The sequence below is a fragment of the Mucilaginibacter pedocola genome (genome assembly GCF_002013915.1).
Lineage (GTDB): Bacteria > Bacteroidota > Bacteroidia > Sphingobacteriales > Sphingobacteriaceae > Mucilaginibacter > Mucilaginibacter pedocola.
On record NZ_MBTF01000037.1, the window covers coordinates 35,386 to 52,466 of the forward strand.

A 17,081-nucleotide genomic window follows, 5' to 3' on the forward strand; every position below is an offset into this window, starting at 1 on the left:
GGGAACTAGCTAATGGAGAAGTTATCGGCTAAATCAGTTTTGATATTATCTTCTATTTCATCTAACGTTTGCATGGCATTGTCTGCATCGATAATGATTTCTCTCAAACTTGAATAAGTCAATAGATTGTTGACATTTTCAAAGTTAATTGTGCTGTTAAGTGAGCTATTGATGTTTCCTGTTAATTTTACAAACTGATACATTTTTTTGAATTTGTATTTTATCAACGTTTTTTTAGGATCAACATCTCTCCGATTTATATATTTCACAAGTGGATTTTTTTTTGCCGCTAGTATATACAAAATCAAAATTTTGGGATGATCTGCAAAAAATGCAAATATGTCACCACCATCCATATGGGGCAACGCTATGCCTTCGAGTCTGTTGTTGCCTTGTTCATTTATACTGAACAAATCTATCATATTGTCCAGCCTGTCATCATCTTCGTGGTTAATACTGTTATCAAGTTGCGCCAAATAGTGTTGTGTCAAAAAACATAACTCCTTACGATATGTAATTTCTTTGTTGGGAATAGACAAATCAAGATTTCGAAGATACGATAGAGAAAAATTGCGAAATTCTGTCAGCAAGTTTAGTAATATAACATTTCGAAAGATTTTATAATCCATATCGTAATAGAGATCAAGGATATTTTGATATTTTTCAATCTCTTTGTGATTGTAAATTTGAGATATTATAGAAGTTTGGTGCTCTTTTGAATCTAGATAGATGAATTGCGCAGCAAAATATTCCTGTAATGATTTATGAGCCCAGCGATAATAGTTCCCGTCTTGGGTGAACAGCGGTACAGTTATTAATAAATCATTTAAGAAGTCAGAATCTCTAAATTCTATTCCTACACAAAACCCTCTACTTTCCCTTATGAGTCCCAATAATTCGTCTTTATCAAATTCGATTTTTTGTCGTTTGAATGTGGAAAATCCTATATGCCTCAATACTCTATGAAAGTCATCTATTTCTAGTTTTGAATATTTCGGGTGGGAATAAGAATCACCTTTAGTTAAGTCATGATTTTCAAAGTTTGCGTCGTAAACCTGTCTGTAAAAAAGATATTTTTTAAAAGGAATGGCTTGTTTGAACTGAAATGCTGTAAACAAGAGTGATACCAATAGAGGGTTTGTCATAAATTCCTCCATATTGGACATCGTGCTTTCTTGGAGTTTTTTTATCAATGATGTTGAAATATCTCCTTGTTTATCATATTTTCTAAGTAGTTCAAATGCTTCATTTTTATTTAAGGGTTCGATTCTAAATTGTTCAAAGTCACCAAAGCTTGCTAATGCTTTTTCTGGTCTAGAGGTTAAAATAAATTTATTATCATTTGCCTTTGATATAAAGCTTTGGATATCGGCCGTAACTATTTCTCTGTCAGTTAATGATATCTCGTCAAAGCCGTCAAGAATAAAGATAAACCCTCCGTCTTTGATAAGTTCAAACAGTAATTGAGAATTGAACTCTTTGTCGATCGCACTTATCTGTTCATGAATTTCTTTTAATATCGTTTTGTCCTTGCTTAGCCTTCGTAGTTCGATCAAAATGGGCGCCCCGTGCCGCTTATCTATAACATCCATGAATATTATCTTCATTAATGTTGATTTGCCCATACCGGCTGTGTCGGTAATTAATATTCTTTCATACTTTTGTAACAACTCATTTGGAAAACCAGTTAACTGAGTCTTTTTATCATCATTTGAATCACGGATTGTTAAAGGAATATAAATCTCCTTGAGAAGTAATTGGGAATTATTGAATACCAAGGTATTGGCAACGGATATTTTTTTATAAGTTCTATGAAAATATTCTGAAAAGTGCTTATCTGTGGGAACCCAATCTTTATTAAAATCAATCTTTAGTCTTTTATTTAACTTTTCAAGTTTAGGGACTAAAAATGTGTCAACGACTGCTTTTATTAACGGGCTTGCAACAATTAATGCATCTTTGACTTGACTAAGTTCATTTTGTGCCATATGAGTTCGATAAGGTTTTTATAAATATCGGAAAAATACTTATTCGACAAAATCAAGTATTGGACCGGTAATCATTTACACATTATCCCTACTTCTACCACTCCAACTTCACCCTAATCCCATCCGGGCTATTATCAAACCCCATATAAATGGTAGATGACTTTTCGCTCCACGATAGTTTTGGGTTGGGCACCAACGCGCCTTTGTTATCCGTTACGGTGATGACTTTCGGTGTAGCCGGCACCAGTACACGCATGCTGTTGATGGTATTTATAGGGCTTTTTGCCGTGAACTCGTAGCTGTTGCTGCCGATCTTTTCATCGTAGATGCGGGCTGCGGCGGCCAGTACTTGTGGTTTGGTTTTGTCGGCTATGCGGGCAAGGTTCACTAAAAATGCCTGGGTGCCGGGGGCTATTTTCTTTTCGTCGAGTACGGGCAGTTGCGGGTCGAAAAGGTCTATCACCGGGCCTTTGATGGTGTAGGGCTGGCTGTCAGTGTTCTCATCTATTACCGAAACGATATCATAGGGGCCGCGCTGCAGGTACAGGCTGTTCTTAAACTCCATTTGGCCGGCTTTGGCGGCATCTTCGTAGAGGCTTTTTACCGTGGCTATGTAGTTTTTAGCGCCGCCGGCCTCCAATACAAATTCTTTGGGGTTTTGGTTAATGTAGGCGAAGGTGCCTTTACCCACTTTAAATTGCGTTTGGCCGGGCCCGGGTTTTACACCGAGCAGTTTAAACAGGTGCTCTGATGGTGAAGCGTATTTATTGCTTTTGGTGTTCCACCATTCCATAACCGATTGGTAAGGGTCGTCGTCGCGGCCGCAGTAGAGCAGCACGCCGCCCTTTTTCACCCAGGCCGCAAGGTTCTTATGCACCTCGGGCGACATGGGCTTCATGTTCGAATAGCTCATCACCAATACCTTAATATCCTTCAGTGTAGCAGCAAAACCCAGGTTCTCCATGTGTACGGTTTGCACCGGTACACCCAGTTTTACCAAGGGCATGGTTTGCCCGTAGAAATTAGAGAACTGCGGGTCATCATACCCGTTATGCGTAGGGAAACGCTGGAACATCAGTGAGTTACCCATCAGCACACCCACACCATTTACGCCAGAAACGCGGTTGGCCGATATCGGCATGGCATTCAGCGCATTCACCATCACCTGCATTTGGGTACTGTAATATTTAGGGATAAGCACGGCGCTATCGCTGTTGGCTATTTTGTAGGGGCGGGTGTATATACGCTCGGGCCATGGCATCACCTCGTAATCGGCAACCATGGGGTAAAGCAGTTTGGCGGTAAAGGTGGCTTCGTAATTGCGTTTGTAGTCGCTCCAATCGCGCGGCCAGTCTTCAATAGGGTCCGTTAAAAAGAATACCTTACGGCGGGTAGGGGCAGTCATGGATACAGTTGAGCCATACTCCAAAAAGGCATTCTCGAATACGCGTTCCTTGCGCTTACCGTCATAAAAAGTAGGCTCGCGCGAGGTGCCGGTCCATACCTGTGCTATGTAACCATCAATGCTGGGCAGCGATGCCAAACTGGCTTCGGGGCTAACGATCTGCCACGAGGAATAGTTGACCAGCGAATGTGTGGGGATAAAAAACTTCACATCAAGCCCCTTACTTTTGCCATAGGCCTTGCCATATTCTGATGCCTGTTTAATGGCATTGTAATATAATTGGTATTTCAGTTTACTGCTCAGGTAAGTATTTTCCGGCGATTCGTGCTGCGGCCTCCAGGGGAAACCGTAGTACTTCTGCCATTCATCTTTAAAAACATCGCCGTAACCTGCCCTTGCCCAAAATTCAGGTTCCTCCAGGTAGATAGAAGTAATACCTGCATCGATCACTTTTTTAATAATGGCCTCTTTAAAATAGTTAATGAACGACTGCGTGGGCACAATGTAGGGGATGTTTTTGCCGTGGCCAATGGTATCGCCGTTTTGTTGTATCTGGCTTTCGGCCATGTGGTTTTTGCCATCCCACTTGCCCAAAAAGTAGTCCTGGTATTCGCCCCAGGCAATACCCGTCATAAAATGGGTGGTGTAACCATGCTCGCGCCACGACTGTACGCGTTGCTGAAAGGTTTGGTTGGGGCGGTCGTTAGCGCCGTACACAATGGCAATATCGCTGCGCACGTCAATCTCGGGCCGCCAGGCGCTGCTGGTTTGGAAGGCGGTTTTCTCTTTCGGGTTGTCAACAGGCGTTATCTGGGCATGCAGCGCAAGGGAGAACCCGGCGGCGCAAACAAGGGCTATGGCTTTTTTCAAGGCGGTATATTTGGAGATGTAAAATTGGTACTCTTCAAATATAGCTGTTGCCGTTTAAAAATGTCATCAGGACGGGAAAAATGTATGCTTACTTACCCATGTTCTTTAACACCACAAACGGCGTGTATGTATCCCACAATGCCTTCGTTTCTCCCTGGTTCATAAAGCCGATGGCGTAGTTGCCTAACACAACATCCGGCTTGCCGTTGCCATCCACATCTTTTACATCCATACATATCCATCGGCCGTATTTACTTAAAGGCAGACGGTGCGGGGTAAACTGCATGGTGCCTGTTTGCTCAAAGTAAGTAAAGCCCTCTTCGGGGTTGTTCTTCAGGTCGGAGAAGAAAGCGATTAGTGCTATATCCTGTTTACCATCGCCATTAAAATCAGTAGCTATGGCTTTGGTGGCGCCGTTAACCGGGTAAAAGTATGCCTGCTTGTATTTAAAACCGCCCATGTTCAGGAAGATGTAAACACCGTGGTAGGGTTTCAGCACGCGCGAAAAATCGCCGTTATCGCCGCAGGTGTACAGTATATCTAATTTGCCATCGTTATTTATATCTACCATTTGGAAACTGCTGGAGCCATATACCGGCGGAAAATGCAGCAGGTTGGTAGTAGTAAAGCCGCCTTTTTTATCGTTCAAAAAAAGCCATACACCTTCCTGTGCCTGGGCAAAAAGGCAGGCAACATCCGGCCAGCCGTCGTTATTAAAATCGCCTATGGTTGCTTGTTCTGCACCGGGCATGCTGCTGATGGTTGTTTTTTGGTATTGCCCGGTTGCCGTTTGCTTGTAAAGGAATAAGCCGCCAAAGTTATGCCCGAAACTGCATACCAAGCGGTCAGGCAGTCCGTCTTTGTCAAAATCGGCAATGAGCGATTGCATAGGGCGCGGCAAGTTTACTGCTACCGGTGTTTCGCTACCACCGGCGAGGGGCATATCTACTACCGAGCCGGTAGCCACATCAACAGCATCCATCGAACCAATAAATGTAAAAGCAGCGTGCTCAACGCTTTTTGCATCTTTGCTAAAATACGCGTCGACAGCAGGGGAATTGTATTGTTTTGCTGTTAGTTGCTTCAACATGGGCGACCATTGGTAGATGCTGTTTGTAGCTCTATCGCTTGTGAAATACTGTTTGCTAATGGTATCAAAGGCAACCATAGTGGTAGTTGCCGGGGTGGTATTGGCGTGTTTTGGCAGTTGTAGTTTAAAGCCTGCCCAATCGTGAACAGGCACAACTGGTGGTTTTGCAGGCGTTAAGGTTTTTGGTGCCGTGGTTTTATAGAAATCAACAATTTTCATCCAGTCTTCGTAACCTAACATGGCCTTGGCCGATGGGGCGTTTACATACTGGTCATCGCCATATACTCCTATACCGAGGTGAGGTGCCATTGCCGGCAATACATGCTTTGCCCAGGTTTCTCTATCGAGCAGGGCGGGTTCGGGGTATTTATGGCAGCTTACGCAGTATTTTTTAGATAATGTTTCGCCTGTTTCGGCGACGGGGGCTTTTGATGGATTGTCCCCACAACCCAGCGCCAATGTGATGATGATGGCTGTTGTGGCTATTATTGATGAAAGGATGAGGGGCTTGTTGAGTTTTTGCATCGGTAGAAATATACAGGATGTTTAGGGGATGTATTCGCAATTATAGCGATGGAGTTCAAACCCATCGCTATGGGGCGTTATCATCCCTCCCCATATAACGCAAAAAACGAGGCAACTTGCGCAGCCTCGTTTTTTTGGATAAAGTTTATGGTGTCAATTAATTGTACCCCGGGTTTTGTTTTAGGGTTGATGCACCACCTACAGTTTGCAAACCAATTTGAAACTGTGGTATAGGGTAGTATTCGTTTTTATTCGGTGTCCAGCTGGCACCGGTAACATCTGAGGCAAACTGGCCATCAAAACCATAGTAAGCCGCTAATGCCTGCTGCGCTATACCCCAGCGCGAAATATCGAAGAAACGCTGGCCTTCCATACCCAGTTCTATCTTGCGTTCAAAGTATACGGTCTTCAGAGCCTGGTCTTTACCCATGGCGGTGAATGCACCTGCAGGCCATGTGGCAACTACATAATTAGCCGCCGTTTCGGTAGTGAAACCGCCGGTTGGGTTAGCTGCGTTTACATATTTGTATACATAGCTGGCAGGGTTGGCTGCCCTTGCACGCACGCGATTTACCAAAACCTGTGCAGCATCAAGGTTACCCAGTTGTACTTTAGTTTCGGCGGCTAACAGCAACACATCAGCAAAACGGATAATGTTGATCTGGTTGGCACTACCCGGTGCCCAGCTGTGCTGATCGGAGTAGGTATCTTTAGTAGATTGGTAGTACGTATTCTTTTTAGGCGAATAAGGGCCGGCGTAGCTCTGTGCGCGAATCCAGTCCTGGCCGGGGTGGTTGCCCCAATCTAAGAACGGAATGCCGCGGCGCCCAACGGTCCAGTCTAAACGCGGGTCAACGTTACCGGCATCTGGCGTAAACGAGTTACCCGATGATACACCACCCAGGCCCTGGTCGGTCTTTAGCGGGTGGCTGTTGTAATCGTTTACGTAAGGTAAGCCGGCAGCATCGGTGCGGAAAGAGTTTGCCAGATCCATTGATGGCTGGAAGAAACCGCAGCAACGGAAAGGGCTGTTGTACGGGAAGTTAAGCATATCGCCATTGTTGGCCTCTGATATCTGGTTGCTGCCATCGTTAGCTGCCTGCTGTATAGCAAAAACGGTTTCTTTGTTGTTTTTGGTTGCAGCGCCAAAGTTGTCCTCATAGTTATCGGTAAGCCCGTAAGCTACCCCTTCGGCGTTAGTGCCCGATGCTATAACCGTGGTGAAAAGTGCATCAGCATCAGTCCATTTCTTTTGGTAAACATAAGTTTTTGCCAGGTATGCGCCGGCAGCCCATTTGTTTACACGGCCTTTTTGCGATTGCGTAGGAGGCAGGTTATCGTAAGCGAACTGGAAATCGGCTTCAATTTTTGGCCAAATGTCCTGGTCGTTGGCCACCATAAAATTGGTGGTGGTTTCATCAACGTAAGGCACCATATTCCATATCTTTTTCAGTTCGAAATAGTAGTGGCCGCGCAGGAAACGTGCCTGTGCAATAATATTGGTTTTGTCGGCATCGGGTATGCCGGCAACTAAATTCGCTATTTTGATGGTGTTATTACACCTGGCAATGCCTTCGTAAACAGCTTTCCATTTAGAGTTTAAGAAACCGTTGCTGGCATCCAGTGTCCAGGCGGCAATTTGGTTTATAGCGGTTTGGTCGGTACCGTCGCTGCCTTTGTGGGCATCGCCACCGGCAACACTACCAAATACCCAGTTACTACCTGCTGCTTCCCAGGCAGAGCCTCCGCCTAAGGCTGCATTATCCTGCGCGGTTCCGTCTAAGGCAGAGTAGGCACCAATTAGTAAACCATCAACACCAGCCGGGGTATATACCTGCTCTGTGCTTAGTTTACCTAAGGCAGGCTGCTCTAAAAACTTTTTGCACGATGTGCCCAATAAAACACCGGATGCCAATAAGCAAACCGAGAATATCTTTATATTTTTCATAATATGTGAGATTAGAATTTAACTTGTACACCAAATAGAATTGTACGCACAGGAGCATAGCTACCACGGTCGATACCGAAGTTTATGCTTGATTGCTGTGCACCGTTATCACCAGATCCGGTGATCTCAGGGTCAACACCCGAATAGCCGGTTACGGTTACCAGGTTTGCGCCCGATACGTATACACGTAGTTTGCTCATACCTACTTTCTTTAAACCTGCAGGGTCGAAGGTGTAGCCTAACTGCACGTTACGTAAGCGCAGGAACGAACCGTTCTCTACGTAGTAATCGTTTGGTGCGGTGCTGCTGCTGCTAAAGCCATTAACTTCCTGTATAGGGGCTTTGGCGTTGGTGTTAGTTGGTGTCCACGAATCGTATAAAGCGGTACGGCTTTTGGCACCACCAAAGTTAGAGTAGAAGTCTGTCCACCATTTTACGTCGTTCCAGATCTTAGCACCAACAGATGCGTACCAGAACATGCTCAGGTCCCACTTTTTGTAGCTGAAATCTAAGTTTAAGCCGGTAGTAAAGTTGGGGTTAGGGCTGCCTAAGTTGGTACGGTCGGCAGCGGTAATTTGCCCATCGCCGTTTACGTCAACATATTTAAAACGGCCCAGGCCAATACCGTCCTGGTAAACGCCGGTAGGGGCGCTTGCATTGGCGGCATCAATTTCTGCCTGGGTGTTCCAGAAACCATTGGTTTTGTAACCGTAGAACGAACTGATAGGCTCGCCTACCGCAATACGGTTAATGTACGAACCCGCAAAACGGCCCGATTGCAGCGGAACTTCCTGTTGGCCTAAAGAGATAGCTTTTACTTTATTGTTGTAAGAAGTGAACGTTAAGGTAGCGTTCATTTTCAACTCGCTGCCCAGGTTATGGTGGGTTGAAACAGCCACGTCAAAACCCGAGTTGCGCATTGCACCAACGTTGGTATACGGTTGCGTAGCAGTACCCGCAGTGCCCGGTAGGTTAGGGTTAAACAACAGGTCGGTAATATCTTTTACGTAATAATCGGCAGAGATCTCCCATTTAGAGTTAAATAAGGTTGCATCAAAACCAACGTTTAAGTTACCGTCTTTTTCCCATTTAGCATCGGGGTTACCAAAGGTGCTTTGGCCAAGGCCCGGTACAGTGCTTTTGCTCGATCCGGTTATATCGTAATATGAGTTGAACCTGTTTTGAGCAAAGGTGGTGTAAGCGTTGGCAGGAGTTACGTTGATCTGGTTACCCATAACACCGTAACCACCGCGGATCTTCAAATCGTTTAACCAGCTAATGCCTTTCATGAAGCTTTCTTCAGATAAGCGGTAGCCCAAGCTTGCTGCCGGGAACCAGCCGTAAGTATAGTTCATAAATCTTGATGAACCATCGCGGCGGATAGTGGCGTTCAGTAACAAGCGGTTGTTCCAGGTGTAGTCTAAACGGCCTATCAGAGAGAATAATTTATCTACCGATAGGTTGCTGTAAGCCGTTGGGGTACCGGTACCGGTAGAAAGGTTTACGTAGTTAGGGTCGAAAGTGTAGTAGCCGGTGTTGCTGCCGCCCAAGGCCTGGTATTGGTTACGGTACAATTCGGTACCGGCCAAAAACGCAATGTCGTGCTTGCCAAATACCTGGTGGTAACGGGCGGTGTTGGTCCAGGTGTAGTTATAGCCCGAGTACGAGTTTTCGTAGTAAGTATTCAGGATACCGTTCTCTGAGTTCTCATACTGCGGATAAGTGAAACTGTGGTTGTTACCCGAGAAATACTCGCCACCAAACTGGCTGCGTAACGTAAGCTGTTTAAGCACGTCTGCCTCGGCATATACGTTACCAAACAGCCTGTTGCCTATACCGTAGTTGTTGGCGGTACGTTGTTGGTTAGCAACCGGGTTAGCTGCGTTACCCAGGTTGGCAGTATTTGAGCCGGCATAGTTGCCCATAATATCGTAAACCGGGATAATGCGCTGCTCGCGGAACGACATACCGATGGCACTGCCTTCGTCGTTTTGGTTAGCCTGAGGGTTATCAGTTAACGAGAACGACATGTTTTCGCCTACACGGAAACGCTTGCTAATGTTGTAGCTGGTATTTGCCCTGATGGTGTAACGCTTGTTGTAAGTGTTTATTAAGCTACCCTGCTGGTTAAAGTAGTTCATCGAGAACAGGTAGGTTGCCTGGTCGGTGCTGCCGCTTAAAGCTAAGTTGTGGCTTTGTATAGGCGCATTTTTAAATATCTCGTGATACCAGTCGGTACCGGCCTGGTTGGCTTTGGTAATACGGTAAAAGCCAGAAGCATCGCCCGAGGTATAAAACGGGTTTACGTTATATTTTGAAGGGTCAACTTCCGGGTCACCGCTTTTGATGCCATAAGGGCCAAAGCCACCCGCGCTGATATATTCGGGCAATACGTCGCCATTAGGGCCATACAAGTTGCTGTCGAAATTTGGGGTAGTTGGTGTGCTGGTATTTAGCGTGGCCGTGTTAGTAATGGCCAGGCGGCGCAGGGCCATCATTTCGGTTGGGTTAAGCAAATCGTAAACGTTGCCGCCTTTTGGCCTTTGCGTACCGTAGTAGGCATCGTAGCTGATGTTTACCTTACCCGAACCTTTTTTGGTAGTAACAATAATAACCCCGTTGGCGGCACGTGCACCGTAGATAGATGCAGAACCCGCATCCTTCAGTACCTGCATGTTGGCAACGTCGTTAGGGTTAATATCGTTTACGTTGGTAGTGGGCACACCATCAACCACATACAGCGGCTGGTTATTGCCAAAGGTATTGGCACCGCGTATTTTAACCTGTGGCGTTTGGCCCGGCGCGCCCGATGTTACTACTGTAACACCCGCTGCCTGCCCCTGTAACTGGTTTTCTACCGATGCTACGGGCTGCTTGTTCATGGCAGCCATATCAACTACGGCAACAGCGCCCACAAGGTCTTTCTTGCGTTGGGTGGCATAACCTGTTACAACTACTTCATTCAGTGAGTTTTTGCCGGCTTGTAATGTAATGTTAATGGTTTCGCCATCGCCAACGGTAACTTCCTGCGTGGTATAGCCAATGTACGACACCACCAGCACGGCGCCTTTACTTACATTGAGGGTAAATACCCCGTTAACATCTGTTTGTGCACCAAGGGTAGTGCCCTTTACCAGCACCGAGGCGCCAACTACGGGCAGCTTGTCATCGCTGCCGATAATTTTACCGGTGTGCTTGGTTTGAGCCGAAACTACCATTGAGGATACTACGCAGCATAGCAGCATACATAGCGTTTTTCCCTTAAGGAGTAAACTTCTAAGCATAAAATTTGAGATTTGGTTGTTTGTATATTTGGTTTATTTATTGCGCACAAAGAGGGCTTGCCATGCAATAGCATTGGTTAAAAAAGTGCGTTTCGGATCTCATCCCGAAACGCACGCCAACATCATTTCTCAAGTGATATTGATCAACTAAATCCCGGGCTCTCATGTTAAAAATTGCCCAAGTCCTTTAAATATGATTGTATGATAGTAAGGTGGTTTCTTCCTCGCTTATCATGGTAATGTATGTAGTAGGCGTATGGAAGTTTTTATTGATGGGTGTTTAAACGCCTATTTAGGGGGAAGGTGCGTTAACTTGCCCGGCTCATAAAAGCCTTCCGGTTTATAATTCTTTGCAAATAATAGTGATATAGTCCATCAAAATTTGTAAATGCGACGAAATGGTGCTTTTGTGAGACGATTTGCCTGATGTTTGAGACATTGAAAAAATGGCAAAAATTATCTGCGGATGTTGTGTAATATTTTTGATATATTGGTGCTGAATATATAAACCAGTTATAACACCATCATGTATTTAAGTTAAGTTTGGCGTAGCCGCCGGGCTTATACCTAACTTCCTGCGCCGGAGACGCCGCCTTTGTGCCGTTGCCTGCCGCGGGGTATAATGATGACCTACTGAACCTTAAGTGATCATTTAACCAGGTTATGAGCAGCAACGCGGCGTTAACTCGCTTTGATTTGTCGAACAAGTATTTTAAAATAATAGTCCATGTTATGGCATGGCTGGCTATGCTCGCCTTCCCTTTTGTGTTAGACATTAGCGAGCACGGTAGCTTTCTCGATATTTTCGACAGCAAGAATCATCTGCTCCGGATACGCCTTTGCAGCTTTGTTTACTGGATACCGCTTTTTTACGTTAACATTTACGTGCTGGTGCCTTTGCTGTTTAGTAAAAAGCGGTACCTGCTGTACGGGGTTGCCACGGTTGTATTGTTTTGTTTTTGCGTGGTGTCCGATGCGGTGCTTATTAAATTTCTGCATGCGCCTTTAGTATATAAGCCACTGCTAACGGCATATTTTCGTATGCCGCCCTTCTTGCTTACGCTGGCGGCCAGTACCATATACACCATGATCGCCGATAAAATAAGCAGCGACCTGCGCAGCAGCGAGAAAGACAAAGAAACCCTTAAATCGGAATTGTCATTTCTGCGCTCGCAAATAAGCCCGCACTTTATTTTTAATATTCTGAATAATATTGCCGCCATGGTGAGGCTGAAAAGCGACGAGCTGGAGCCCACGGTAATGAAGCTATCGGGACTGATGCAATATATGTTGTATAATACCGACGATGATAGGGTGAGCCTGGCGGTAGAAACCAGTTACCTGAAATCATACATCGATTTGCAGAAGCACCGTTTTGGCAACCGCGTAAAAGTGCAAACAACTTTTGTGGTGCACGATGCCGAGCGAACAATAGAGCCTATGCTGCTGATACCCTTTGTAGAGAACGCTTTTAAACATGGCATCGGGGTTATTAACGATCCGCTTATTAAGGTAACGCTGGAGGCAGATAATAATAAGCTTAAATTTAGTGTGGTGAATAATTTTAACGATATCGACAATAATCAGAAAGATTCATCGTCGGGTATTGGTATAGTGAATGTAACCCGCCGCCTGCAGTTACTATACGGCGACCGCCACCAACTGGATATCCAAAAAGGAGAAACCTGTTTTACTATAAACTTATCAATAGACCTGGGACAGAATGAATTGTATAGCCGTTGACGATGAACCCCTTGCGCTTGCCCTTCTTGCCGATAATATCAGCAAAATACCCTTCCTGAATTTGGTGGCCACCTGTAACGATGCGTTAGAGGCCAGCCAAATTTTGCAGCAGAACGATATAGACCTGTTGTTTATGGATATACAAATGCCGGCCATGTCTGGCCTGCAATTTATAGGTACGCTTACCAAACGCCCGCTGGTTATCATTGTGTCGGCCTATAAGCAATACGCGCTGGAGAGTTTTGAACTTGATGTGATAGACTACCTGCACAAGCCCGTTCCGCTGGATAGGTTTATGAAGGCCTGTAACAAGGCCAACGAATTATATGAACTGCGCGCGCAGCAAAGCCAGCCATCTAAATACACTTTCCTGAATGTTGGCTATACGCTGTTGAAAGTAGTTTTTGATGAGGTGCTTTATATTGAGGGATTGAAAGATTATGCTAAGATCTACTTTACAAACAGCGATAAAACTGCTGTGGTGAGGTTGAGTTTTAAATCTATTGAAGAGCAATGGCCATCAGAATTTTTGAGGGTACACAAATCGTTCATCATAAATTCCAAACAGATAAGTGCCGTAAAGAAAAGTTCGATACTGGTGGCCGAGAACGAATTGCCATTAAGCGAAACTTACCGCCATACCATCAATAATTTTATAGCGCTTAACAGCCGGTAATGCGTAATTGAATTGAGTTGGCCATTTTTTTAGCCCGTGGGGCTGAAAGCTTTGTAGAGAACCGTTCAACCAACCTATCGAGCGCCGTAGGTGCTCAACTAAATCGAGTTCAACACCTAACAGCGTTGTTTATTCTCTAAATATTGTTTCTACAAAGCTTGAACCTCTACGAGGTTATAAACTTGTAGCTTAATGCCATTACGCTAACGGAATTACTACACCACCGGATGTTTACTCGGCAGGTACCCTAACTTCCGTTTAAAAGCATCGCTAAAGTGGTGAGCGTTTTTATAGCCTACCTCGTGCGCTACTTCGCTTACTTTGTAATTGCCGGATGATAACATGGCAACGGCCCTTCGCATCCTAACATCAAGCAAATAGCCGAATACCGTATTGCCATAAGCCTCACGGAAGCCTTTCTTTAACTTAAAATCATTCAACCCAACTTTGTGCGCCAGTTCAATGAGCGAGTAGGGCTGGCGCAGGTTTTGTTTAATGATGAGCTTTGCCTGCTCCAGTTTCTCCAGGTCTTTTGTTTTGATGGGGGAGGGTTGCTCGGTACCAACCTGTTTCAGTTGCTCCATACTGATGAAAAGCAGTTCCAGCATTTTTGCCGCCATAAATAGTTGGTGAAGGCTGTTGTTATCTGCCCGCTGCAGCAGGGTGGTAATTATATCGGTCATGGGCAAGGTTACCTGCCTGCCCGCGCGCCAGGCATTGCCGGATAGCCTGCTGCGCAACACCTGCTGCTCGCCGCTCGAGAAAAGTTTGGGCAATACATCCCCATAAAAACAAGCTACAAAAAGTTTTGCTTTGCCGCTAATGCCAAGCGTTGCCCCGCTGCCTTCTGCAGTAGGGAACACAAAGTGCGAACGCTCGCGCAGGCTAAAACTTCCGCGTATATGCCCGCTAATAGTTAAACTGCCCGAAAGTGTGAAGCACATAATTAAAGCGGCTTCGCCCAATTGCATATCCAGCGGGATTTCGTCCTCAATATCTACCTCAATTGAAAATGCCGATACATCCGCTATCTGCATAGCCTTAATATTTATTACCGACCCGCCTAACTTGCTTTCGCGCAGGGTTATTACAGGCTCGTTATTGCCCTGCATTTGGTAGGGGCTCGCGTTAAAAATGGTATCGGCAGAAATACTATGCGTAATGGTAAGCATTCAGGTAATCCGTTTAACGTTGAAAATAATCCCGATGGCGTTGACAGCAGGACTAAGAAATCGTTCAAATTTGCAACATTATTTTTAATTAGTCTAAATAATGATAAAATACTTTACGATACTCTTTTCCTTTATACTCTTCGTTCAGCAAAGCACGCTGGCACAAAACGGTTTTGGTACCGTTGAAGGCAGCGTAATAACCGCCGATGGCAAAGCCGCAGCCGGCGTAACCGTGCAGGTGCTTAACTCCAACTATGGTGCAAGCACGCAAAACAATGGCAGGTTTGCTATTAAGGTAAAAGCAGGAAGCTATACCTTGCAGTTTAAAGCATTAGGTGCCGCGGTTAAAGAAGCAAACATTACCGTTGAAGCAGGCAAAACCACCACCGTGCCCGGAGTTGCCTTAGAACTTACCGCATTGCAACTGAAAGATGTAGTGGTAACGGGCCAGTACGCCCCCCAATCCATGAAAAATTCGGTTTACATGGTACGAACTATCAGCGCCGAGCAAATACGCCTGCGCAACCCTACTAAAATTCAGGATATACTAACCGACCAACTGGGCGTACGTTTTACTAACGACCTAACCCTCGGCACATCGGATATTACCTTAATGGGCGTATCGGGCCAGCGGGTGAAGATATTAATGGATGGTGTGCCATTGCTGGATAGGGGAGACACCCGCGAAAGCCTTAACCAGATAGACATTAACACCATCGACCATGTAGAACTGGTAGAAGGCCCTATGTCGGTAAGTTACGGTAGCGATGCTTTGGGTGGTGTGATAAACCTGATTACCAAACGCGGAAGCGGCGGCGAAAATCTGAGGGTGAACGGCCGCGTGCAGGAAGAAACCGCAGGCAAACAATACAAAGGCTTTAATGGCAGTGGCACGCACCAGGCCAACCTGGGTATAAACTGGGAGCATAAAGGCTGGCAGGTAGGCGGTGGCGCAAGCCGTAATTATTTTGACGGCGCGCGTTTGGGCTGGATGCCGAAAGACCAGTACTTAGGCAACGCAGTAGTTGGTTATCGCAATAATAAATTTCACCTGTGGTACCGCTTTGATGGCACCGACGAAACCCTGCGCAACGATGGTACGCCAAACGCATCTACCAGCATCCGCATAGACCAGCATTTTTTAACCAACCGCTGGATGCACCAGCTACAGGCCGAGTGGCAATTGAGCGATAAACTGAGCTTCAACGGCGCAGCATCATATACCGATTATAGCCGCCGCACGCAAACCTCCAGCTTTAACGTCCTAACCGGCGACCGCAGGCTTACCCTGGGCACCGGCGAGCAAGACAAAGCCGCTTTTGATAGCAAATTCTTCCGCGGTACGTTGCAGTATAAACTGAGCGATGCGGTATCGATACAGCCGGGTGCCGAAGTAAACCTTACCGGCAGTACCGGCGCACGCATATTGGGTACCCCTACTATTAACGATTATGCCTTTTTTGTATCGTCGGAAATAATGCTTAATAAGGCCATCAGCATCCGCCCCGGTGCAAGGTTCACCAAAAACTCGGTGTACGACGCGCCGCCGGTGATCCCTTCGTTAAATACGAAGATCAAACTATCTAACGACCTGGATCTGCGTTTGGCTTATGCCCGTGGTTTCCGCTCGCCGGCCCTGCGCGAATTATACTTTAACTTTTTCGATGCCAGCCATTCTATCCGCGGTAACGAAAACCTGAAGGCCGAATACTCTAACAGTTTCAACGGCTCATTCACCTGGCGCTCGTTCAAAATTGGTGGAGCGGATGTGCGCTCGTCTATCGGAGGTTTTTACAACCAGTTCGATAATTTCATTGGCACAGGTTACGATCCTGCCGACCCATCGGTGATGACCTACATCAACATCGATAAATACAAAACCACCGGCGGTACCCTGGATAACACCATCAACTATAAAAACCTGACGGCGAAAGTGGGCTTCTCGTACACAGGCGTTTACAACCGCCTGCAGGCAGAAGATGCCAGCCTGCCCGGCTTTAACTGGTACCCCGAAGTAAACAGCACCCTACTCTACCACCTCAAAGGCATTAAAACAGATTTGAGCCTGTTTTACAAATTCAACGGCAAACTGCCGGCCTACGAACTGCGCACTGTTAGCGGTGTAACCAGCATCCATCGCGCCGAGCGCGCGGCCTTCCACACTGCCGATCTTACTATCAACAAGTTCGTTAACAGCCGCATTAGCCTGGCCGGTGGCGTGCGCAACCTGTTCAACATTACCAACGTGAACAACACCTCGGCAGATGTTGGCGGTGCACACAGTACCGGTGGCCCGGTACCAATAGGCTATGGCCGCTCGTACTTCCTTGGCTTAAACTTTCAATTCAGTAAATATTAATCATACACAACATAATCATTC

Annotated in this window: 9 protein-coding genes; 3 read left to right on the top strand and 6 right to left on the bottom strand. The window is 45.9% G+C overall.

Annotated elements, in window-relative coordinates; translation table 11 throughout:
- Nucleotides 1–5: 5 nt before the first annotated feature.
- The 5 genes from BC343_RS26470 to BC343_RS26490 all read right to left on the bottom strand — a co-directional run bounded on the left by BC343_RS26470 (nucleotide 6) and on the right by BC343_RS26490 (nucleotide 11,110).
- A complete protein-coding gene (locus tag BC343_RS26470) occupies nucleotides 6–1,988 on the bottom strand; it encodes an NACHT domain-containing protein (protein WP_078350841.1) in 1,983 nt (660 codons plus the stop codon).
- A 94-nt stretch (nucleotides 1,989–2,082) separates the two neighbouring features.
- A complete protein-coding gene (locus tag BC343_RS26475; protein ID WP_078350842.1) occupies nucleotides 2,083–4,263 on the bottom strand; it encodes a hypothetical protein in 2,181 nt (726 codons plus the stop codon).
- An 88-nt stretch (nucleotides 4,264–4,351) separates the two neighbouring features.
- Nucleotides 4,352–5,878 carry an FG-GAP repeat domain-containing protein gene (locus BC343_RS26480; RefSeq protein WP_078350843.1) on the bottom strand — a complete coding sequence of 509 codons (1,527 nt, stop codon included), beginning with the start codon at nucleotides 5,876–5,878 and terminating at the stop codon, nucleotides 4,352–4,354.
- Between the two features lie 157 nt (nucleotides 5,879–6,035).
- Nucleotides 6,036–7,826 (bottom strand): RagB/SusD family nutrient uptake outer membrane protein, encoded by a 1,791-nt coding sequence (locus BC343_RS26485; protein ID WP_078350844.1) that lies wholly within the window; start codon nucleotides 7,824–7,826, stop codon nucleotides 6,036–6,038.
- 11 nt (nucleotides 7,827–7,837) lie between these two features.
- A complete protein-coding gene (locus BC343_RS26490) occupies nucleotides 7,838–11,110 on the bottom strand; it encodes a SusC/RagA family TonB-linked outer membrane protein (RefSeq protein WP_143822366.1) in 3,273 nt (1,090 codons plus the stop codon).
- Between the two features lie 663 nt (nucleotides 11,111–11,773).
- Between BC343_RS26490 and BC343_RS26495 the strand changes: the two genes are divergently transcribed.
- Nucleotides 11,774–12,853: a sensor histidine kinase gene (locus BC343_RS26495; protein ID WP_078350846.1), complete on the top strand. Its 1,080-nt coding sequence runs from the start codon at nucleotides 11,774–11,776 to the stop codon at nucleotides 12,851–12,853.
- Complete coding sequence (locus BC343_RS26500) at nucleotides 12,834–13,529, top strand: LytR/AlgR family response regulator transcription factor (RefSeq protein WP_078350847.1); 696 nt, start codon at nucleotides 12,834–12,836, stop codon at nucleotides 13,527–13,529. The genes BC343_RS26495 and BC343_RS26500 overlap by 20 nt, the downstream gene beginning before the upstream one ends.
- Before the next feature lie 215 nt (nucleotides 13,530–13,744).
- On the opposite strand, the gene BC343_RS26505 is transcribed toward BC343_RS26500, so the two are convergent.
- Nucleotides 13,745–14,701, bottom strand: a complete 957-nt coding sequence (locus BC343_RS26505; protein WP_078350848.1) for an AraC family transcriptional regulator — start codon at nucleotides 14,699–14,701, stop codon at nucleotides 13,745–13,747.
- Nucleotides 14,702–14,801: 100 nt separating this feature from the next.
- Here BC343_RS26505 and BC343_RS26510 point away from each other — a divergent pair, with 100 nt between their 5' ends.
- Nucleotides 14,802–17,060 carry a TonB-dependent receptor gene (locus tag BC343_RS26510; RefSeq protein WP_078350849.1) on the top strand — a complete coding sequence of 753 codons (2,259 nt, stop codon included), beginning with the start codon at nucleotides 14,802–14,804 and terminating at the stop codon, nucleotides 17,058–17,060.
- Nucleotides 17,061–17,081: the final 21 nt, after the last annotated feature.